This is a genomic window from Anabaena sp. CCY 9613 (assembly GCF_963920895.1).
GTDB lineage: Bacteria > Cyanobacteriota > Cyanobacteriia > Cyanobacteriales > Nostocaceae > Cyanocohniella.
In genome coordinates this window covers 73,964-94,345 of record NZ_CAWUDE010000012.1, presented here as the reverse complement: position 1 = coordinate 94,345, position 20,382 = coordinate 73,964, and the positions used below count along the sequence as shown (strand labels likewise).

General features: G+C 39.5%; 22 protein-coding genes. 5 read left to right on the top strand and 17 right to left on the bottom strand.

What is annotated here, in order from left to right; all coding sequences use genetic code 11:
- Positions 1-66: 66 nt before the first annotated feature.
- The 6 genes from ACM0OT_RS15475 to dnaK all read right to left on the bottom strand — a co-directional run bounded on the left by ACM0OT_RS15475 (position 67) and on the right by dnaK (position 7,849).
- Positions 67-339 (bottom strand): DUF3143 domain-containing protein, encoded by a 273-nt coding sequence (locus tag ACM0OT_RS15475; RefSeq protein ID WP_414565241.1) that lies wholly within the window; start codon positions 337-339, stop codon positions 67-69.
- Positions 340-351: 12 nt separating this feature from the next.
- Positions 352-891: a J domain-containing protein gene (locus ACM0OT_RS15470; RefSeq protein ID WP_414565240.1), complete on the bottom strand. Its 540-nt coding sequence runs from the start codon at positions 889-891 to the stop codon at positions 352-354.
- Positions 892-1,062: 171 nt separating this feature from the next.
- A complete protein-coding gene (locus ACM0OT_RS15465) occupies positions 1,063-2,394 on the bottom strand; it encodes a hypothetical protein (RefSeq protein WP_414565239.1) in 1,332 nt (443 codons plus the stop codon).
- A 7-nt stretch (positions 2,395-2,401) separates the two neighbouring features.
- Positions 2,402-4,381, bottom strand: a complete 1,980-nt coding sequence (locus ACM0OT_RS15460) for a DNA cytosine methyltransferase (protein ID WP_414565238.1) — start codon at positions 4,379-4,381, stop codon at positions 2,402-2,404.
- A gap of 235 nt (positions 4,382-4,616) precedes the next feature.
- Positions 4,617-5,618 carry a DnaJ C-terminal domain-containing protein gene (locus ACM0OT_RS15455; protein WP_414565236.1) on the bottom strand — a complete coding sequence of 334 codons (1,002 nt, stop codon included), beginning with the start codon at positions 5,616-5,618 and terminating at the stop codon, positions 4,617-4,619.
- Between the two features lie 125 nt (positions 5,619-5,743).
- Positions 5,744-7,849 (bottom strand): molecular chaperone DnaK, encoded by a 2,106-nt coding sequence (gene dnaK, locus ACM0OT_RS15450; protein WP_414565235.1) that lies wholly within the window; start codon positions 7,847-7,849, stop codon positions 5,744-5,746.
- Between the two features lie 318 nt (positions 7,850-8,167).
- On the opposite strand from dnaK, the gene ACM0OT_RS15445 reads away from it, so the two are divergent.
- Entirely contained in the window at positions 8,168-9,016 is an 849-nt protein-coding gene (locus tag ACM0OT_RS15445; RefSeq protein WP_414565234.1) for a M28 family peptidase, read from the top strand.
- A gap of 20 nt (positions 9,017-9,036) precedes the next feature.
- Here the strand turns inward: ACM0OT_RS15445 and ACM0OT_RS15440 are convergent, their stop codons facing one another.
- The 5 genes from ACM0OT_RS15440 to ACM0OT_RS15420 all read right to left on the bottom strand — a co-directional run bounded on the left by ACM0OT_RS15440 (position 9,037) and on the right by ACM0OT_RS15420 (position 11,997).
- On the bottom strand, positions 9,037-9,354 hold the full coding sequence (locus ACM0OT_RS15440; protein ID WP_414565330.1) for an HNH endonuclease: 318 nt from the start codon (positions 9,352-9,354) through the stop codon (positions 9,037-9,039).
- Positions 9,355-9,467: 113 nt separating this feature from the next.
- Positions 9,468-9,869 (bottom strand): STAS/SEC14 domain-containing protein, encoded by a 402-nt coding sequence (locus ACM0OT_RS15435; RefSeq protein WP_414565233.1) that lies wholly within the window; start codon positions 9,867-9,869, stop codon positions 9,468-9,470.
- Between the two features lie 138 nt (positions 9,870-10,007).
- The gene (locus ACM0OT_RS15430) at positions 10,008-10,838 is read right to left on the bottom strand and encodes an SIMPL domain-containing protein (RefSeq protein ID WP_414565232.1); all 831 of its coding nucleotides are present in this window, start codon (positions 10,836-10,838) and stop codon (positions 10,008-10,010) included.
- 91 nt (positions 10,839-10,929) lie between these two features.
- Complete coding sequence (locus tag ACM0OT_RS15425) at positions 10,930-11,709, bottom strand: SDR family NAD(P)-dependent oxidoreductase (RefSeq protein ID WP_414565231.1); 780 nt, start codon at positions 11,707-11,709, stop codon at positions 10,930-10,932.
- A gap of 51 nt (positions 11,710-11,760) precedes the next feature.
- Positions 11,761-11,997, bottom strand: coding sequence for a hypothetical protein (locus tag ACM0OT_RS15420; RefSeq protein WP_414565230.1), 237 nt, complete (start codon positions 11,995-11,997; stop codon positions 11,761-11,763).
- 52 nt (positions 11,998-12,049) lie between these two features.
- Here ACM0OT_RS15420 and ACM0OT_RS15415 point away from each other — a divergent pair, with 52 nt between their 5' ends.
- Positions 12,050-12,538, top strand: coding sequence for an N-acetyltransferase family protein (locus ACM0OT_RS15415; protein ID WP_414544233.1), 489 nt, complete (start codon positions 12,050-12,052; stop codon positions 12,536-12,538).
- A 17-nt stretch (positions 12,539-12,555) separates the two neighbouring features.
- On the opposite strand, the gene ACM0OT_RS15410 is transcribed toward ACM0OT_RS15415, so the two are convergent.
- Genes ACM0OT_RS15410 through ACM0OT_RS15390 form a run of 5 tightly spaced genes read right to left on the bottom strand, consistent with a single transcriptional unit; the run spans position 12,556 to position 17,003 of the window.
- Positions 12,556-13,767 (bottom strand): FtsW/RodA/SpoVE family cell cycle protein, encoded by a 1,212-nt coding sequence (locus ACM0OT_RS15410; RefSeq protein ID WP_414565229.1) that lies wholly within the window; start codon positions 13,765-13,767, stop codon positions 12,556-12,558.
- 48 nt (positions 13,768-13,815) lie between these two features.
- The gene (locus tag ACM0OT_RS15405) at positions 13,816-14,811 is read right to left on the bottom strand and encodes a UDP-N-acetylglucosamine--LPS N-acetylglucosamine transferase (RefSeq protein ID WP_414565227.1); all 996 of its coding nucleotides are present in this window, start codon (positions 14,809-14,811) and stop codon (positions 13,816-13,818) included.
- 24 nt (positions 14,812-14,835) lie between these two features.
- Positions 14,836-15,453, bottom strand: a complete 618-nt coding sequence (locus tag ACM0OT_RS15400) for an FHA domain-containing protein (RefSeq protein ID WP_414565226.1) — start codon at positions 15,451-15,453, stop codon at positions 14,836-14,838.
- A gap of 3 nt (positions 15,454-15,456) precedes the next feature.
- Positions 15,457-16,116 carry a hypothetical protein gene (locus tag ACM0OT_RS15395; protein ID WP_414565225.1) on the bottom strand — a complete coding sequence of 220 codons (660 nt, stop codon included), beginning with the start codon at positions 16,114-16,116 and terminating at the stop codon, positions 15,457-15,459.
- Positions 16,113-17,003: a hypothetical protein gene (locus ACM0OT_RS15390; protein ID WP_414565224.1), complete on the bottom strand. Its 891-nt coding sequence runs from the start codon at positions 17,001-17,003 to the stop codon at positions 16,113-16,115. Before ACM0OT_RS15390 ends, ACM0OT_RS15395 begins: the two co-directional genes overlap by 4 nt.
- 192 nt (positions 17,004-17,195) lie before the next feature.
- Between ACM0OT_RS15390 and ACM0OT_RS15385 the strand changes: the two genes are divergently transcribed.
- Positions 17,196-18,407 (top strand): glycosyltransferase family 4 protein, encoded by a 1,212-nt coding sequence (locus ACM0OT_RS15385; RefSeq protein WP_414565223.1) that lies wholly within the window; start codon positions 17,196-17,198, stop codon positions 18,405-18,407.
- On the opposite strand, the gene ACM0OT_RS15380 is transcribed toward ACM0OT_RS15385, so the two are convergent.
- The gene (locus tag ACM0OT_RS15380) at positions 18,368-19,537 is read right to left on the bottom strand and encodes a glycosyltransferase (protein WP_414565222.1); all 1,170 of its coding nucleotides are present in this window, start codon (positions 19,535-19,537) and stop codon (positions 18,368-18,370) included. The genes ACM0OT_RS15385 and ACM0OT_RS15380 overlap by 40 nt on opposite strands.
- Before the next feature lie 181 nt (positions 19,538-19,718).
- On the opposite strand from ACM0OT_RS15380, the gene ACM0OT_RS15375 reads away from it, so the two are divergent.
- The gene (locus tag ACM0OT_RS15375; protein ID WP_414565221.1) at positions 19,719-19,916 is read left to right on the top strand and encodes a hypothetical protein; all 198 of its coding nucleotides are present in this window, start codon (positions 19,719-19,721) and stop codon (positions 19,914-19,916) included.
- On the top strand, positions 19,913-20,296 hold the full coding sequence (locus tag ACM0OT_RS15370) for a type II toxin-antitoxin system VapC family toxin (protein WP_414565220.1): 384 nt from the start codon (positions 19,913-19,915) through the stop codon (positions 20,294-20,296). Before ACM0OT_RS15375 ends, ACM0OT_RS15370 begins: the two co-directional genes overlap by 4 nt.
- Positions 20,297-20,382: the final 86 nt, after the last annotated feature.

Below are 20,382 nucleotides of genomic sequence, written 5' to 3'. Positions count from 1 at the left end.
GCAGGAGGGAAAGACTTTTGGCTGACTATTCTCAATCTTGACTCCCTCATTCCCCTCATTTTCCCATCACGGGCCAGAGAATACGGCTTGTTCTATATCTTCACGACTGAGGGAATATTTAAATGAGCGTTGAATATCTTGTCCATTTTCCCCGGCTTGGATGTATCGAACTACAAGTTGCTCAATATCTAGCCATAGTTCGGCTTGCCAAGTAGGTCGCTGTATACGCCAACAATGTAGTTGTGTTTCGTCTTGTTGACAGCCTTGGTCTTTTAACCACTGCTCAATTTGTGGTAGGGGATGACTATATAAGGGCGTGTCAGATGAAAGTATAGACATAAGAATTTGAGATTAAGTATTTTTTGCGGGAAAATTGCTACTTTCCCAGGGGATGGTTAGTAGTGATAGGTGGCTAACTTGCTGGTTGAGTGTGGGAGTTGCTTGTGTTTGCCTTTGGAAAGCAGCTTCACCACGGGTGAAACCAATGGCGATCGCCAGCAGTAGACAACCGACAAAGGTTAATACCAAAATAAATAAAGCAAAAATTTCACCAGATGACAGAGGGCGATCGCTTGCGTCCAAATAAGCTGATTTTGACCAATTGTACGACCGGGAAACAGGATGATTCAAGTCCGGGGGTGGTTGAATCACTGTAAACCGGGAATAGCCAATTTTCAGGTCATAGCTTTGGCGGCGTTCTGGACTGCTAAGGGTAGCATAGGCTTCGTTGATTTGCTGAAATTTAGTGGTGGCTAAGGCAGCAGGCAAGTCTGTAGTATCGGGGTGATAGCGTTTGCTCAGTTCCCGATAAGCACGACGAATTTCTATTACTGATGCTGAAGGATGTAGTCCTAACAGGGAGTAATAGGTGGGTTCACTGCGTTGTGACATTGCCCCATTTTGATTCACGGCTGTTTAAGCTACTTTGCAATGGAGTTTTTTCTCATATTGTAAACCTCCTACACCACGGTGGGGAACCAATAATTTTTGTGGACAAGTACAGATAAATACAAAAGCTTTCTATATTAAGAAATAATCAGATGCCCTTCGGAACTACAGTCTTTAAAATTTTGGTGCTTTTGGCATATCTTCAGTCAAGATATCGTTCACTGTTAACAACCACTGGTAACATGGTTCGTCAATGGGAGCGATGTCTCTACGTTTCTGTGCTAAAGATTCTGTGTATGCTCTAATCCAGGCTACAGCAAGTTCCTGCTCCGAAGTAACTTCCTCTATTAATGCACGTTCAAACTGTTCTTTAACCCATTCCTCAAAAGTCAAAACTTCTAAATATATTCCATGTATCTGCTCAATTTCTTTACATCTGGGTTCCAATTCATCAAGCCGTTCAGGGTCCAGACTTGTCACAAACCCAGCGCGTCTAACAGAAGGATGTACCTCCAGTTTTTCTGATAATTCTTCAATCTCATCTCTTAGGTATGATTTGCCATATTTAGCATCCCAAGATTCTACAATTTGTCTAGCTTCTAAAAGCTCAATATCACCAATATTGCCATGTTTTTTGTTAGCTGATCGCATTTGTGAAAGCGGTTTCAAAAGGCTATTTGGAAAAACTTGATAATCTTGCATTGCTTGCATCAAACTGTGCATAGCAATTTCCATTAATCTAGCAGCATAATCAGATTTGTTAATATGACGAAGAATAAGATTTAATACAATTTCTTGATTGATAACTGTTGTTTCACAAAATGCACTAAGTTTATCAATCACTTGCAAGGCTAGTCTTCTAAAATTTTCTGCTTGATTAAGTAATTGTGAAAGAAGATATAGTAATGCAAAATCAGCATCTAATTCACCTTTTTCTGTAGCTTCAACAATACTTACCCATTCAGAACGCGCACCTCGTAAATTTGCCTTATATACAGTTGAATATGGATAATTTTCTGCAAGACTGCGAGTCATCATAAAACCATCAGCATTTAGCCGAAGCAATTCATACTCTCGCAACACAGGTGTAATGTATCGTTTATCAAGAGAACGCATAGAAATTCCATCACGCCAAGAAAAGTCTCTTGTGCTTGCGCTACCTTTATGCAATCTAATATTCTGTTCCGGCTCAATTGACTTAACGCATAATTGTAGTATTGTCAGTCCAACTAATGCTCTGCCAACTTCACTAGTTACTGATTGAACTAATCTATCCAAAAGCAGTCTATGCACTTGTATTAACTCTGAAAAGTCAAGATTTGAGGAGTTATCCCTACAAGCTAAAATTTTTCTTTCTAAATAACCATTGGCAAGCTCTACTGCTATCTTGCTATACCTTGCTTTTGCTTCCTGACTCATTCCTCCTTCATAAAAGGCTTGAACTGTGCCATCAGGGAGAATTAATTCGCTTCTATTTGCATAAACTCTTAAATGTAATTCACTCATAATGTAGCTACAGAATCTTTCGGAGTTGAACACTCTTTGGGTTTAATGTAGGAAAGGCATAAGGAATTAGATACTCGTCTACAGGAATCTGGGGATTTGTATTATGACTTCTAACTTCGTAGCCCATAGCTCTTAAAGACTGGAGGTAAGAGAAGATATCTTCTTCATTGACACCCCAATACTCTGAAAATTCTTTAACTTTGAGTTGAGTAGAAGTAGCAATACATCTTGTTACAGATTGAACTACACGCCAAAATGAATTAACTTTCGACTTAGCACAGAAGTTCATAACCCCACTAATACGAGCATTATACTGATAATATCCAGATAGCTGGACTAAATCTGCCTTGCCTGTAGCTTCGTTCAATTTTTCTTCAAAAGCTTTCCAAAGAGATGTAAAAATTTGTGTATCCAACTGTTTAGCACATAGCTTCACCGATTTTGTACCCAAAACCCAGTCATCGTAATCGTATGAAGGATAAACATCAATGGAAAATTTATCTGGCTCATCCCAGTTGCCATTAGTACTTGCTGTAATTATCCAAGAGGAAGAATTTAATTCATATTTCAAATAAATTTTTACACATTTAAAAACAGGTTCTTTTGTCCACGAAAAATCTTCCATCGATAAAAATCTGACAGAATCACAGTTTTCTTTATAAAGATACGCGTCTGAATGTGTAATTTTTCCTTGGTTAAACAGTTCAGCAATTGCTGCTTGGGATTTTTGAAGGTAAATTTTTGTTAATTTCCTTTTGCGTTGCCTGAAACCTAATTGTTTGTTTTGAGGTAAATAAGCAATATCAAAAGGCAATTTAACATCTATGATTTGATCTAAAATGCTGAGAGCTAGGATTCTACCTAATTGAGGAGGAACTGAATTGCCGATTTGCTCAATAACAACTTGTCTATTGCCTACTATTTCATAGTCATCAGGAATAGTTTGTAAACGCTTGAGTTCAGGAATAGAAAATCTGCGGTTTTCCCAACTAAAGGGACCAGTATATTGTCCACCCTTAGCCTTGATTGTTCGTACTGGCACATCCGGATCTGCTTTATAAAGGAAATCAGAGAATTTGGATCTCCAACTAAAAATTGGATTAGGATACCCCATTTCCTTTGTATAAAAACTATAGTTAAGTCCAGGAGGAATATCCTCAAGTAGATGACCAAATCGTCCGCTTAAGCCTGTTTCGATGTCTGAAGTATCAGCACCTTTAACAGCTTTTGCTGCGGAGTAATATGGCAGATGATCAAGAGAATCCAAACCGTGAGTAGGATAGGGAAATAAATATTTTTCTTGTTTTAATCCAACGATAAACAAACGCTCTCGGTGCTGAGGAACACCATAGTCAGCAGCATCTAGAATACGGAAGTAAATGTTATATCCAACTTCTCGAAAAGCTTCTTGAATTGCTTGCCATGCTTTTCCTCCATTTGCACCAGTAATTCCGTATACATTCTCAAATAAAAATCCTTTAGGTTGAAGTAACTTTACAATGCGAACATATTCTTGAAATAATGTTCCTCTACTATCTGTTGTTCCAGACACTCCGGCAGCTCTACGTCCAGCCGCAGAAAAAGTTTGACAAGGTGGACCTCCAATGATGAAGTCTACTTTGAGGTCGGGATCAGGTGAATATTTTTTTATATCAATACAAATCGGTTCAGAACCTTCTAAACATTTTCCCAATTGAGAATTTTTTTGTAGTGTTTGAATATACTTAAATTCCAGCTCAATCATCTGAAATATCTCAAATCCAGAATCATGAAATGCAATATCTAAACCACCACCACCGGAAAATAAACTAAGAGTTTTAACTGGAGCGATACCCTGCTGCCATAACCATTGACGAAGAGATTTACCGAAATTATCAGTCCATCCAGGTTCTTGTCTCACCTCAAGAGTAGATAAAAGATTTTGAAACCAATGTTTATTGGCTTGTTCAGACTCAAGTAGTTCAAGAGCAAGAGACAGTTGTTGCATTACTTTTGTTTGCCTGGGCATTGGAGATACACCTGAGTCTCATAACAGAGAAAGACCAAGTTTATCATCTGCATTGAAAATAATACACAATAACCAATACTCTGCGGATAGGTTAATGGGCATTTGTTAGTAGACTTAGCCGAAACCTTCATTTTGTTAGATCTTTTTAGTCGTGGCATTTTTTATGCCTTTTTTGCTGATTCTTAAGGTTCAATATATATAAAGTTTGTTGTATTTAACGCAACAAATCAGCGCGGGGTTTAAAAGTTTCTATTTCCCGCAATTTTTCGTAAAGTTCCTGTTCTTCGGGGCTGATGTTTTTAGGGGTAAGTATTTGGATTTCTACTAATTGATCGCCACGTTTACCGTTTTCGTTTGGGTAACCTTTATTGGCTAAACGCAGTCTTTGACCAGACCTTACTCCTGGTGGGATTGTCATTTTGACTGGTCCATCTAAAGTTGGTGCTTCTACTTGTCCTCCTAAGACGGCTTCACAAGGGGTAACTGGAACTTGGCAGAGTATATTAAAACCGTCTAGTTTAAATAAAGAATGTGGCTCAACGGTAATTTTTAAGTACAAGTCACCACCGCCAATACCTTGGTTTCGCAAACGGATAGTTTGACCTGTAACCATTCCGGCAGGCATAGTTACTTCTAGCGATCGCCCGTCTTCTAAGCGAATACGTTCGTTACCGCCTTGATAAGCTTTTTCTAAGGGTAAGGTTAATCTGGCTTCAATATCTCGGCGAGGAGTGCGTGGTGGGCTTTTCGGTACTGTATATTCAACTCGGCTTTTCGGGGAACGAAATGGATCACTTTTGGTGCTACTACCCCCATTTCTGCTATCTTTACGACCGCCGCCGACACCAACAACTTGATTAATAAAGCTCTCAAAGTCGGAAAATTGGCTGGGGTCTACTTCCTGAGTGTTATTGCGATTGGATGCACCAGCCCCAGACCAGCTTTTAGTCTTGGGTACCTTGTTACTAGTAAAACCTTTTTGTTTCCAGTAGCGGCTAAATTGGTCATACTGCGATCGCCTGGCGACATCAGACAGGACTTCGTAAGCTTCACCAATATCTTTAAACTTCTCTTCGGCTGCTTTATTTCCGGGATTAAGATCAGGGTGATATTGTCTGGCTAACCGCCGATAAACCTTTTTAATTTCCTCACCGGAAGCATCTTTCTGTACTCCTAGAATTTCGTAGTAATCGCGAAAATTCTGCAAATTTTGCATAGCTCGGTTATTTAACTTGAAATTTTAGATTGGGGAACTCGGGGGCCCTCTGGGGAGCAGGGGTAATGGGGATTGGGGATAACTAATGAGCAATATTACCCTGGGGGTAGCCTCAGGGCGAATGACTACAACCAATCATCGTCATCGTCATCCCAGTTATCTTGATAGCTGGGGCGAGAGGGTTTGCGAGAAGAACGGTTGTCGTAGGCTGGGGGACGATTGTCGTAGGCTGGAGGACGGTTGTCTCTACCATAGTTCTGATCGTAGTCTCTGCCGTAGTCTTTGCCGTAATAATCCCTGCCATAGGAATCACGTTCTCGATATGTATCACGGGAAAAATCCCGATCGCGTTCCTTGTCTCCACCTGTAAAAATGTCCCGAATTGTCCCAAACAAGTCTTCGTCTTCGTCCTCAGCGTAATATTCGCGGACTTCCCGGTTTAGTTCGTACAGTGCATCTTGTAAATCGGCGTATGCTTGATCTATGCCGCGATCGTCGTCTTCTTTGAGGCTGTCACGCAGTTCCCGGCAAATACTATCAATGCGCTGGCGGCGGTTGCGGGCAAACTGCATTCCAAATTCCAGTGCTACTTCTCTAAGTTGTCGTTCTGCTTGTAAAATCAAAGCTTCAGAACGAGTGCGTTTTTCTACTCTTTCTTTGCGTTCTCGGTCAACATCGGCGTATTTTTGAGCATCTTGAATCATCCGATTTACTTCTGATTCACTCAGGGTGGAAGCACCTTGAATTGTAATGCTTTGTTCTCTACCCGTGGTTCTATCCAGGGCTGTTACCTGCAAAATTCCGTTGGCATCAATATCAAACGATACCTGGACTTGGGGAATGCCTCGTGGTGCTGGGGGAATACCATAGAGCTTGAAACGCCCTAATGATTTATTATTTGCTGCCATTTCCCGTTCACCTTGGACTACGTGAATTTCCACAGTGTTTTGGTTATTTTCCGATGTGGAAAAAATGTCCGAACGACGCACTGGGATGGTAGTGTTGCGGGGAATGAGTTTTTTCATCACGCCACCGATGGTTTCTAACCCTAAAGATAGGGGTGTCACATCCAACAGCAGCACATCTTTGAGTTCACCTGCAAGAATACCTGCTTGAATGGCTGCACCCACAGCTACTACTTCATCAGGGTTGACGTTTTCGTTGGGTTCTATACCGATTAAGTCGCGCACTAACTGCTTAACTATGGGCATCCGTGTGGAACCACCAACTAGGACAACTTCTTCAATGTCCATTGCTGAAAGTCCAGCATCTTTAAGGGCGCGTTTGACTGGTGTGCGTATGCGTCCAATTAAATCAAGACACAAACCTTCAAACTGGGCACGAGTGAGGCGAGTTTCTAGGTGTTTGGGGCCGTCTTCAGTAGCGGTGATGAAGGGTAAATTAATATCAGTGACGCTAACTGCCGAAAGTTCTATTTTTGCTTTTTCCGCAGCTTCCATCAGACGTTGTAAAGCCTGGCGATCGCGTCTTAAGTCTACACCTTCAGTTTCCAGAAATTGCTCTGCTAACCAATCTACTATTTGTTTGTCAAAGTCATTACCGCCTAGTTGTGTATCTCCACTAGTAGCTTTAACTTCAAATATGCCATCGCCTACTTCTAAAATCGACACGTCAAAGGTGCCACCACCCAAGTCAAATACGAGGATAGTTTCGGTTGTCCCCCGATCTAATCCATAAGCCAAAGATGCGGCTGTAGGTTCATTAAGAATCCGCAACACTTCTAAACCAGCAATTCTGCCAGCATCGCGGGTGGCCTGTCGTTGAGAATCATTAAAATAAGCAGGAACTGTAATTACTACCCCTGTAACTGGTTCTCCTAGATATGTACTGGCATCATCAGCCAGTTTTTTCATCACCATCGCCGAAATTTCTTCTGGGGCGAAATTCTTTTTCAGTCGGGGACAGGGAATAGAAATATTACCTAATTCGTTTTTGCGGATAGTATAAGGTACACGCTTAGATTCCGGACTCAGTTCACTATACTGCCGCCCAATAAAGCGTTTAACTGCAAAAAATGTGTTTTGTGGGTTGAGAACGGTTTGCCGTCTTGCCATTTGGCCAACCACCTTTTCGCCCTCTTTGCTGAAACCGACAACGGAGGGGGTTGTTCGCATTCCTTCTGCATTGGCAATCACCACCGGCTTGCCACCCTCCATTACGGCGACTACTGAGTTGGTTGTACCCAAGTCGATGCCGACTACCTTGCCCATGCGTTACTCTTCTCCTAGCGTGTCTTGTACATTTAATTTGATTATGCCGGACTACCTCTAGCTGTTTGCTATCGGATGAAAACACCTCAATGGTATGATAATCATCATTAAGGTAAGAAGTAGAAAAGTTTAAGCTTGAGGAGCTAGTTGCAAGACTAGGATAACATTGACGATGCTGAGTATGTCCAAGCAGCCGCAAATCTTATCCCCTGAATACAGGGCTTTATCGTGGCTTCAAGTTGGGAAATCCACCCTCATAAAAGTTGCTTTTTCCTTTTTATCGATTCAAAAAGTTGATATGGCGACTATTTTAAACATTTGATTTTACAAGAGCGATTACAAAATCATCTGCGGGAGATAGCACGAGAACGAGATCCCTACTTAGCCACGGCGGGGCATTTTTTTGTCCAAGAATACATCCGCCAAGAGTTTTCTCAATGGGGAAGTGTGGATTTCCACACCTTTCAAGTAGGTAGCAAAACCTGTAAAAATCTTATTCTTGATTTACCGTGCCAAAGTGAATCAAAAAAGAATAATTTACCTCCTATTTTAATTGCGGCTCACTATGATGCTGTTCCCGGTACACCAGGGGCGGATGATAATGCTACAGGTGTGGCAGTATTGTTGGAATTAGCCAGAAAATTTGCTGCTGAACCAGGCAAATATCCTTTACGGATGGTTGCTTTTGATATGGAAGAATATGGCTTGCTAGGTAGTGCTGAATATGCAGCTTTATTGCATGAACAAAAGCAACCACTACGCTTGATGATGTCTTTGGAAATGTTAGGGTATCGTGATTTTACCCCTGGTTCGCAGCGCTATCCATCTCCTCTAGAACGCTTTTATCCGCCTCAGGGCGATTTTATTGCGTTAATTGGTAACTTACGCACCATCCGTGACTTAATTGGGATGAGTCGGAGTATTCGTCAGGCTGGTGTATCTAGCCAATGGTTACCTGCGCCAAATCGCGGTTTGATAGTTCCCCAAACCAGACAAAGTGATCATGCGCCGTTTTGGGATTTGGGTTATCCAGCAATGATGGTTACAGATACGGCGTTTTTAAGGAATCCTCATTATCATAAACCCAGTGATGCGATCGCTACTTTAGATTTAGATTTTCTCACAGGTGTTTGTGAAGGTTTAGAAGTTGCTATTCGGCGGCTGTAAAAATTCATTTATAATAATATTTAATTATTTAATTCAGCCGGAGGGTGTTCTCCCATCGCATATAATACACGACGCAAATTAACAACACCATTTCGATTTAGTTGCAGAGTTTCTACTGTAGTACGTCCTGTTGGAGTTAACCCAATCACAAGAGTAAAGTCTTCATTCCAAGCGAAATGCTCATGCCATTTTTGTTGACGTGGATTGTATAAAGATGCAATAGTCCCGCTTATATTATCTCTTCCTTCTGTTTTGTTATACTTGTGATTATTACAACCTTGGCAAGATAAAGCCAGGTTCTCTAACATAGTTGTCCCACCTCGGCTTCTAGGTAAAATATGTTCTATGGAAAAAGCTTGAATAGCAAATTTTATTTGACTTTTACAATACTCACAACATCCATTTGCTCTTTCGACAATAGCTTTTTTTTTGTTCGCTATTAACTCGATTATCAGACATATATTTGTGTGTTAATGCCTAAATCGTTTATCAATTCCGTGAGTGATTTTTCACGTAAACTAGCTAATTCTGCCAAATATTCAATACGTTGTGCTTGCAGTTTTTCTATTTGTTCAGTTAACCTCAACAATTCCTGATACTCGTCTGCATTGAGAGTTTCATTTTCTCTTTTTACAATTAATTCGTTATAGTAATTTTGAATATCTAAAGGAACACCTTGATTAATTTTTAATAATAATTCTGCCTCTGTTTTTTGCAAATTAGATGCTTTTCGTTGTGCCTGCAACATAATAACTTGAGAAACAAATTGCTCTAAATCTTCATGACTTAACTGTTCAACAGCTTTTATTAATTCTGCTGATGACAGTTGTACTTCTAGTTTTACTGTTGCCATTCTTCTTCACCAGTTAATTTATTGATATTCTATCAAGACAACTTTCTAAATGTGTATTTATGGGCAATTCTTATTAGTTAACTGCAAGCAGATCGCACTCTAATTACACTCTAATAAAAAGTGCGATCGCCTGTAAAACTATTGCACTGTATATGTGACAAAAATATCTTTCTTCATCTCTACTTCTGCGGGATTATCTGGATTGAAAGATGGGAAAGATAATAAACCCCCAAAAGAAGGTAAAGGTAATCCCGCTTTGGAACTACATGAGGGATATAGCAATGTGTAAAATGGTTCGGCGACAGAAGCATTACCAAGTTTTGCACCCATAGCTGTAGCTAAAGCCTGAGCGCGGCTTTGGGCGTCTTTCATGGCTGATTGATATGCTGCACTCTGCAAAGCCTGACAGTCGTTTACTGCATAATTTACACCGACATTATTAATAGTTAGATTATCAAGTTTACTAGTTGCTGCATTTGCTGTAGCAATTATTTCTTTGACTCTATCACTTGTTGGTTTTTCTAACCTCACTAATATTTTGGCTTGATTTTCACTGGGTTGTATTTTAATGTTGTTAACTCTAATACCTTTAGCCACTAAGCTATCTACTATAGGCTTAAGAGTTGCTTGATTTAGATCTATTTGGCTAGCCAAAGATAATTTACGTGAAACTGGTGCTGCTGGTTTTTGCTGATTTAAAAGCACACTTGTTGAAGATGAGCGCAGGCTGATTGGTAGAGATGATGGTTGCGATTCAAACTCATCATGATTACTGTCATTACTGATGACCAATTCAATATCCGCCGTATCGGCTGGCACTTTGACTATACCCTGACCAATAACCATCAAGGAATTGCGATCGCTTGCTGGTGGATAAAACAATTGAGCATTGGCAAGTCTAGGTGTTAAGGCATCTGTACTCATAGCCAAGGTAGCACTCATCAGTATGAAAGCAGTAATTTTTTTCATGGCGTGGATATTTCTTTCAAGGGATTACTTGTCAAAGTTTACACGCCAAAATTAAAATTAGGCACTAGTACCGCTGTGTGGACGTCAAAAGTCAAATGCTAAAGAATTTATGTACAAATTCTACTACAGCTTGTCGCGGGAAAAATCTGGGTATATTCACTTGTATTTTGTGGCTGATAGTACCAGGAACTACATTACATTTATTCTTTTCTAATGCTTGGAGTGCTGTACGTACTACTTCTTCTGGAGAGGTGTAATTTTTACCTAAAGAATTCATCAGAACATTGGGGAATTGTGCTTCTTGGAAAAATTGTGTTTCTGTTGGCCCAGGACAAACGGCTAAGATACGCACACCATGTTGTTGATTCTCTGACCATAGTGCTTCACTAAAACTTAAGACAAAAGCTTTACTGGCAGCATAAACTGAAAAGTAAGGAATGGGTTGAAACGCCGCAGTTGAAGCTAAATTGATGATTCCTCCAGCTTTTCGCTGTCGCATTCCTGGCAGAAATTTTTGTGTGAGATCAACTAATGCCAAAATATTTAGTTGTATCATTTTAACTTGCCGTTCGTCGTCTTGTTCAGCAAAATCGCCATAATCGCCAAAACCAGCATTATTAATTAACAAGTCAACGGTTATTTTTTTGTTGCTGACGGCATCGTATACTACTTGTGCCGCTTGTGGTGCTGTTAAGTCTTGGACTATGTAGTCTACTTGAATTTTGTATTTTTCTTGCAGCGTAGACTTGAGATGTTCTAGTTTATCTGCTGAACGAGCTACTAAAACTAAATTGTGATGACGAGAGGCTAATTCTTGGGCAAAAGCAGCACCAATTCCTGCTGATGCGCCTGTGATCAGAGTAGTTGTCATAATTGTGACTTATTTTAAGAGTTTTAACGAAAATACTTCTTAGCAGCTACCTTAGGCACCCCATTGTAATGCTTGACTAATTTTTTCGGCTAGTTTCAAAGGGCGAAAAGGTTTAGCGATCGCCTGTTTATCTTTACCCAAATTTAGTTCAACTACTGTATAGCCAATTACTTCTTCTAGAGAATAATCACTCATTGCTGGCATATTCACATCCAGCAAAATCAGGTTAGGTGGTGCAGATATAGCATCTCGTAAACATTCCTGGTTCTCTGCTATTTTTTTCGCCAAAAACTGTATTATTCTGAAATATTTGTGCAAAACTTTCTCTGAAACGGCAGCGATGACTATCCGCCATGCGACTGAAACTGACTTACCTGCTATCGTAGCAATTTATAATGCGGCAATTCCCCACCGCACAGCAACCGCTGATTTAGAACCAGTGTCTGTGCAAAGTCGCTTTGCTTGGTTTCAAGGGCGATCGCCTTCTCATCGACCATTGTGGGTGGTAGAAGTAGAAGGTATAGTTGTCGGATGGCTGAGTTTTCAATCTTTTTATGGGCGGCCAGCTTATAATTCCACTGCCGAAATTAGTATTTATATTGCCCCTGCTGTTCATCGATGTGGATTAGGAGGACAACTGTTAGCCAAAGCCATCCAAGAAAGTCCTAATTTGGGTTTAAAAACGCTTTTGGGCTTTATTTTTGCCCACAATCAACCCAGTTTACGGCTATTTGAATCATTCGGGTTTCAACAATGGGGATATTTGCCACAAGTTGCAGAACTTGATGGTACAGAACGGGACTTGATTATTATGGGGCTGCGAATTTAAGACAACAGTTTCCGAGTCTAGCGTTTTAAGATTTTTTGTTTCGCTAACGTCCGGCGCTGATGTCCATTCTCGGATTTGTTTTGTCGCAACGGTACTACTTCAGCTTCACTACTCTCACGGGCTACCCGAATTAGTAATCCAATGGAAACTAAGCTGGAAATAATGGAATTACCGCCATAGCTAAACATGGGTAGCGGTAAACCTGTAGTTGGTAAGGCACCTGTCGCTACAGCAATATGTAACAATGATTGCCCAATGATCACAATGATTACACCACTGGCTATGAGGCGATTTACTGGATTTTTCGCCTTTAATGCCACAACTAATCCTAAAGCGGCAAATAAAGTTAAAAGTATCAAAAGTACTATACTGCCAACAAAGCCAAATTCTTCGGCAAACACTGCAAAGATAAAATCGGTGTCCTGAATTGGCAAATAAAACAGCTTTTGTTGGGAAAGTCCAAATCCAGCCCCCCAAGGGCCACCAGAACCTACAGCTAACAAACTTTGTACTAATTGGTAACCATCACCTGTAGGATCAGCCCAAGGATTGAGGAACGACATCACCCGCTTTCGCTGATACTCTTTGATACTAATACTGAGTACGGCTAGGAGTAGACCACCAATTGCTGTTCCTCCCAAATACTTGTAAGGTAAGCCAGCCGCTAAAGCAATTAACCACATAGTCATCCCGCAGAGTGCGGCTGTACTTAAGTTAGGCTGGGCGAGAATTCCTAAAAGTACTAAACCAAAAATACCTAACCAAGTTAAACGCACTGGCCAAGTCAAACGTTCCCACTGTCCAAACAGTCGGGCGCTTTGCAGCACCAAAAAGGGTTTAATTAATTCTGAAGGTTGGAGGGGAATGGGCCCAATGGCTATCCAACGTGCTGCATCGAAAGCCTTTCTCCCTACTCCGGGAATCAAGGTGGCAAAAATTAACGCCAGAAATACTGCTAAAAACCAATGAGACATCCCCAGAATTTTCCTCAGGGGTTGATTCACAATTATGTTGAATCCAATTAAGGCCACTAAAGCCCAAATGACTTGACGCTTAAAGTAATATAGTCCATCTCCTTGACGCGCATCGGCAACGGCATAAGATGCTGAAAATAGCATGATTAGTCCTACAGACAGCCAAATCAATGTTAACCAACGCAGTAATCGGGCTTCTAAGGCCCAAGTGGCGACGGAATTATCAAAAATGGGAATCAGATGGCGTAGATTCACGATTCAATACAGGTAAAAATTTAGTAATTAGAAGATAAAATTCATAACTTACAACTTATAACTCATAATCTGATGCATTGCTTCCACGGCACCGTTAACATAAGTTGAGGCTACGGGAGTTTTTTGTGTTGGTACTTGATCGAGAAGTATGCTCACAGTGGCAACAGCTTCTGGAATATTCTTGACCCAATAACCCTTGCTGGCTCGTTTTTCTTGGCGATCGTACAGTCGATGAAAAGCTAATGCTACTAAAGGTACACCCACAGCGGCACATTCGTAAACTGTGTTATATCCAGCCCCACCTATAACTACGTCGGCTGCGGCTAGGCATTCAATACCTGGATGGTGAGACATCCATAAAGCTTGTGGAACATCTACCGGACAGTCAGGGGCTAAAATTCTCACGGCGCATTCGGGAAATTTTTGATGTAGTTCCAGGGCTATTTGCGTAAAAATACTTGACTCTGATGCTTGCCCGGCTGCACACACAAGGATGGTTTTTACGGACTTATCTACTCTGAGGATATGCGATCGCGTGGCATTTTTCTCTGGTAATTCCTCAGCATTACGAATCAACCAAGGTGCTGTGTGGTGGACACCAGGCAAGTCACACAACCCTAAATCTGTACCTTCTCCTGGTACAATCACAGCATCAAAATTTTTCTTGACAAAAGACTGTAAACCCTTGGCAGTAATATATTGTGGGTTAATATCCCGATGAATTAAAATCCGGGGGATAGGATACAACTGCGGTAATATATCTGCCAATTCACCCCCCAAGCCTCTGGGAAAGGTATCAATAATTAAGCCATCGTAGCGAGTATTGAGTAAAATTTCTCGTACTTGTAAACAAGTGGCAGAAAAACCCGTATAATCGGGAATCCAATGCACTACACAACCCTGACTATCCATGTGCTGGGCATAAGGACTATTGGTAATAATTCTGATTTTTCTGTGGTGTGCGGCAATTCTTCCTAGAGACAAAGCACGAGTTAAATGTCCCCATCCCCCACCTAAAGCATAAATTAACCAAGTTTTTTGCAAAATCCAAATAATCTATATAACTGTTCAACTTGCTCCCATATCATATTCAAAATCCGTATCATTTTCATGTTCTAAACTGACAGCATCTGCTTCTGTAAAATTGACATTACCTGTATAGGAGTCATAAACATAATAATCTCTATCTTCGTAATAGTTATGACCCCAGTCACCAGAGCGATAATTGCCATAGTTGCTGTAAAAAGCATAGTCTTCTTCGTATGATTCGTTACAGTGAGGACAGCCGATTTTATCAGTGCGATCGCAGCGTCGTTTAAATAGAAATCCTACCAGGCGATCGCAGACATTTGATCCTGCTGATGCGGCTAACTTGACTTCTATTTCACAGTTACCAATTTGCAGGCGATCGCCATTTTTCAATTTACCATTATTCACGAACAAACCATTAACTTTTAGTCCAAAATTTGTATTTTGAGCAATAATCATTAATTCTTGATTGTGCCCATCAATCAAAGCATGATAATCTGCAACTAAATCATCATTAATTACCACCCTAGAAACTCGTTTACCATTAATTTCGTGTGGCATTTGCTGAAAATTGCGCCCAATCACCACTGGTGTTTCTAATAATGGTTCTCGGTGTTCTGCGGTATTTGGATCTATCCAAGTAAGTTGAATTTGCAAGTTTTATTGTCCCCCTGTTAAATTTACAGCATAAGCTAAAGCTGCTTGTTGTTCATGCGTGAGAATGTCTAATCCAAAGCAAGCGAATGCAATGGGTGCTATTTGCGATTTGGTAGAAAATACTGTATTTGCAGAGGCATTTCTTAAAGAAGTTTTACCATCTTTAATCCTAATTTGATACACTAAATTTTGCTGTGGTGTATTAATTTCCCACCTATCATTTTGCGTTTTAATCTGATAAATTTCTTTTTTAGCCGTATCTTCTAAACTATAGTTTAGATCATTGTGCCGCTTGAGGATATACAACGATTGAGTTTGTTCAGGGTTTTTTATTGTCCACTGACCCCTTTCTCTAATTACGTAACCTAAAACTTTATCTGAAGCATTTTTAATTTTTAGTTTCCCTAGTTCTTCTGCTCTCATGTTGGCTAATTCTTGATCATTACCATCTACTAATTTAGCTCCATTTGCTTGCTGCTTTAAGGAAAATAAATCTGCTCCAAACTCAGTCTTAAATTTAATTTTTTCTGTAGAGTTAGTAACCGCAACTGCCCTAGTTGTGGTTTCTGATATGTTTTTTTGTGGTAACTCATTTACTGCCTGGTTATTACATCCTAAAATTGATGTTATCAAAAAAGCCAAAATCAGAAAAATAATTTTCATACTTTCTCCTTAGAAAGCATCTTTGCTAAATTGAGGATTTGATATAAACTCAAAAACATAGCTACAATTGTTTGATATATATCTTCTTGAATTTTTGATCGATTTGGCGGGATTCTCACCATAAGATGCATAGCTTTATCTGTAATTTTTAAATTTCTGATAACAGCTACTTGAGGTAGCTTGATGGCATCTCTAATTTCATTTTTTAAAATTTTTACTGCTCCATAACGGCGTTGAGGATAAGTTAGGCTTAAGTTGATATCTAATCCTACTGATTTAACTTTCGATTTATACTTACTCTTGCCACTCCTACCACGTTTCCAGCCATATTGTTTTTTGGTTAGCCCCATAGTAGTTAATTTAAAGCGAGTTTTATCTAAAAATATTCCTTGAATATTTAACCACTGATTTTGATAAATATCTATTTTCCATCCTGTGCGATGGGGATGTGCTATTGTATTTATTTTATTTTCGTTGATTTCATCGTTCTGAAAAGATAACTTTAGATAAACGTCAGATATTTCATCTAAATCTCGAACTAGCATATCTAAGATTTGCTTAGTGACGTTATAGCGATAATTAAGAATATTGAGTTTACCAAACTTAGACATCATTACTAAGGAATAAACCCAGGCAATACCTAAACCTATACAGCCCAATTTTAGCAACAACGATAATATGCTTAAGCTAGATACAATCAAACTCACTACACCTAATACGGCTGCTCCTACAAAATAGTAAATAGCTTTTTTAGCGTGTTTATTTTTTCTGAGTTCTGCTAACTGAGAAAGTGCTTCTAAATCATTTAAATCAGTTGAAATAATAGTTAATGGCGCCTTGACATCATACGTTAAATTCTGACGAAATTGCTGTAATTCAATGGGCATAATAGACTAACTCCATTAATTTAAATTGATTTCAAATATCTTGTTTTATTGTGCAAATGGATAGAGTTTTATTAATTTTATTTAAATTATTTTGCAATTGATTTTTGTCGAAATATATTAGATAAAACTCATATAAATAGCCGCCAGTATAACAAAGGGAAAACTAAGTGTCAACGAAGTATACAAAGTTTTATGAATAAACCGCAGATAGCTTATATTTGTTTCGATATTGTTCCTGCACCAAAAGGGGCAGCGATTCATATTATGGCGTTCTCGATGGCCTTAGTTGGAGATTTTGATCATATTCAGTTGGTGACAGTTTCACCTACAGTGGTTAAGATAGATGTCAACGAAATGTATCCACATATAAGGCAAACAATGTTGCCAGCTTTAGGCAAAAACTTGATTGCCAGAGTTTTGTATTTTCAAAATTCATTAAGGGTATGGTTGCAAGATCAGAGATTTTCCGTAGTTCATATTCGTTCAATTTATGAAGGTTTGATCATCGCCCGTAATAAACAGAAATATTGCGATCGCCTGATATTTGAAGTCAACGGTTTACCGTCTATTGAACTAAAATATCGCTATCCTGGGGTTGCTGATGATCCGGTATTACTGCACAAATTACATACCCAAGAACAAATTTGTTTAACAGCAGCCGACTTAATTGTGACACCAAGTAGTGTGACATCGGCATATTTGCAAAGTCGGGGTGTAGCAGCCCAGAAAATTCGGGTGATTCCCAACGGTGTGGATTTAAATGTATTTACTTATAAACACGCAAACACATTACCTATACTGAACGATGGCGCACTAAATGCCTTACAAATGATCTATTTTGGCACACTTTCACCGTGGCAAGGTGTCAACTTAGCAATTGAAGCCTTAGAACTAGTAAATAAAGATTTTCCTGCCTATTTAACAGTAATAGGACAAGCTAGAGATTATCAAATCAAAAAGTTAAAGCAACTGGCGTTAAAGTTGGGAGTTACAGACAAACTAACTATTTTAGAACCAACATCACAAACACAGTTAGTCGAATATATCCATGCTGCTGATATGATTTTGGCACCATTAATGCCTAGCGATCGCAACTTAGTCCAAGGTTGCTGTCCCCTAAAGATTTTAGAAGGTATGGCAACGGGAGTTCCTGTAATTGCTAGTGATTTACCAGTGGTACGGGAACTTGGAGAAGACAAAGTACATTTTTTGTTAGTCAAATCTGGTTCAGCCAAAGCCATTAAAGATGCGGTGTTGCAATTGCAAAACCAGAAAGAATTAGCCACCCAACTAGCAATCAACGCTCGTCAGCACATTGAGAAATATTACACTTGGCAACGTGCAGGTGAAGCTTTAACCGCTGCTTATGGAGAGTTGGGGATTAAACGATCTATCACAGTTTGAAGTCGCTGTTGCTCCTGGGCGATAGAATATTCATTGAGAATGCGATCGCCTGCTGCCTGAATCAGCATATTTTTTTGCGCTATTGGTATTGTCAGACATTCTAGCACCGCCTCACCCAATCTATGCAACTGCGAACGCGGTAGCAAAAAACCATTTTCACCGTGTAAAATCACCTCTGGAATCCCCCCCGCATCACTAGCAATACAGCAACAACCACAAGCCATCGCCTCTAACAGTGCATTTGGCATTCCTTCCCACAGTGAAGGCTGGAGATAAACATCACAAAGTCGTAAATATTCAGCAACTAACCGCGAATTTCCCAAATGTCCCGTAATCATGATTCTTTGGGCGTGTTCTGGCTGTTGAGTTTGATAAATTTGCAACACCGATTCCTGAGAAGCCCTGACCTCACCGATAATTAATAAACAAGCCGCACGCTGACTGCGAACTGTTGTCAAAGCATTTAAAAGAAACTGCTGTCCCTTCTTTTCTCGTAATTCGCCACAAAACCCCATGACAACTTCATCAGGCGCAATTCCTAACTTTTCCCTAGTGATTTCTGCTGGTGAATCAAAGTTCTGCAAACAGAATATATCTGTATCCACTGCATTTTTCAACACCAACACATCATCTCGTCCACTAAGTAACCGAATTTTGCGAGACATATCAGCACTGACAGCAGTAATGACACTGGCATGTTGTAACGTCCATTGTAGGCGAGAAAAATCACCTGGAGGAAACATTTCTTTGTCAATATCATTACCACGGGCGCTGACTGTACTCGGTATTTCTTGGAGTGCAGCAAACCAAGTAGCGAGAAAACCACAAGGAAAAAGATAATGTCCCCACAGAGCATCATAGTGACGAGTTTGATACAACCAATCTAGAAAATTTAGTGTGTGAGGCATTGTCATATCCCAATGACGGTATAAGCCTATACGATAGATCCGAGATTTAGCATCTAGAGTTTCCGGTGGTAAAACTTCACCCGGCTGTAAATAACGGCTCCAGGTAACAACATCAACTTCTATTCCCAATTGGCAGAGTGTCGTTACAAGACGTGTCGCACTAGTAGCTAAACCTCCCAACTCTGGCGCAAACCGTTCTGTAATTAATAAAAGACGTTTCATATTACGGTCAAATAGGTGATCAACAGTTTTAAATCAGTGACAACTAATTTGTCCATTTTGGCATGACCTTAATTTTTGTGTAATCTCACCAAGCCTTAATATAGTCAGCTATTTCATAATGAAAAACCAAATAAATCAGTTATAATCAAAGCCATAAATCTTAAAAACAGGAGTATAAACTGTGCCATTAATCAAAATACCAAAACATTATCTTGTATATCAAGATGAAGATTCGATTACAGTAGATGTACCAGAATCAATGCTGTTAAATTGGAAAAAAGACTATGACAAAATTTCTCAAGCTCAAGGAATCTTAAAGCATAAAAAAGAAGACATCCTGGCTCATTTAAATATTTTACGTCAGGAATGGGACGAATGAAATATCTTTATGATACAAATATTTTCATTTACTATCTTGCTGGTGAGCCAGTAATTAATTCATGGTTTGCAGAAAAATTCCTGAATTTACATGATGTTCTATTCTCACCAATTATTCGGATTGAATTACTGAGTTTTACTGGTTTATCAAAAGCAGAAGAACAAGTAATAGAAGATTTATTATCTCAGTTTAACTCAGTTGCATTATTACGAGAAATTGAAAATCAGACCATTCAATTAAAACGACATTATAAGATTAAACTCCCTGATGCAATTATTGCAGCTACTGCGATATATACAGAAGCATGTTTAGTAACAAGAAATGTTCATGACTTTCAAGGAATTGCTGAACTAAACATTGAAAACCCTTTTGTTCAATAGAGTAAAATGTGATTTCTAAAATAATTGTGGAAATTCTCAATGCATAATATCTATATCCAACTGGTGGATTTAGGCAAGTATCACCT

Excerpts from the sequence above, each read along its gene's own strand:
- ACM0OT_RS15475 (WP_414565241.1), bottom strand. The coding sequence starts at position 339 with ATGTCTATACTTTCATCTGACACGCCCTTATATAGTCATCCCCTACCA.
- ACM0OT_RS15470 (WP_414565240.1), bottom strand. The coding sequence starts at position 891 with ATGTCACAACGCAGTGAACCCACCTATTACTCCCTGTTAGGACTACAT.
- ACM0OT_RS15465 (WP_414565239.1), bottom strand. The coding sequence starts at position 2,394 with ATGAGTGAATTACATTTAAGAGTTTATGCAAATAGAAGCGAATTAATT.
- ACM0OT_RS15460 (WP_414565238.1), bottom strand. The coding sequence starts at position 4,381 with ATGCAACAACTGTCTCTTGCTCTTGAACTACTTGAGTCTGAACAAGCC.
- ACM0OT_RS15455 (WP_414565236.1), bottom strand. The coding sequence starts at position 5,618 with ATGCAAAATTTGCAGAATTTTCGCGATTACTACGAAATTCTAGGAGTA.
- dnaK (WP_414565235.1), bottom strand. The coding sequence starts at position 7,849 with ATGGGCAAGGTAGTCGGCATCGACTTGGGTACAACCAACTCAGTAGTC.
- ACM0OT_RS15435 (WP_414565233.1), bottom strand. The coding sequence starts at position 9,869 with ATGGCAACAGTAAAACTAGAAGTACAACTGTCATCAGCAGAATTAATA.
- ACM0OT_RS15430 (WP_414565232.1), bottom strand. The coding sequence starts at position 10,838 with ATGAAAAAAATTACTGCTTTCATACTGATGAGTGCTACCTTGGCTATG.
- ACM0OT_RS15425 (WP_414565231.1), bottom strand. The coding sequence starts at position 11,709 with ATGACAACTACTCTGATCACAGGCGCATCAGCAGGAATTGGTGCTGCT.
- ACM0OT_RS15415 (WP_414544233.1), top strand. The coding sequence starts at position 12,050 with ATGACTATCCGCCATGCGACTGAAACTGACTTACCTGCTATCGTAGCA.
- ACM0OT_RS15395 (WP_414565225.1), bottom strand. The coding sequence starts at position 16,116 with ATGAAAATTATTTTTCTGATTTTGGCTTTTTTGATAACATCAATTTTA.
- ACM0OT_RS15390 (WP_414565224.1), bottom strand. The coding sequence starts at position 17,003 with ATGCCCATTGAATTACAGCAATTTCGTCAGAATTTAACGTATGATGTC.
- ACM0OT_RS15385 (WP_414565223.1), top strand. The coding sequence starts at position 17,196 with ATGAATAAACCGCAGATAGCTTATATTTGTTTCGATATTGTTCCTGCA.
- ACM0OT_RS15380 (WP_414565222.1), bottom strand. The coding sequence starts at position 19,537 with ATGAAACGTCTTTTATTAATTACAGAACGGTTTGCGCCAGAGTTGGGA.
- ACM0OT_RS15370 (WP_414565220.1), top strand. The coding sequence starts at position 19,913 with ATGAAATATCTTTATGATACAAATATTTTCATTTACTATCTTGCTGGT.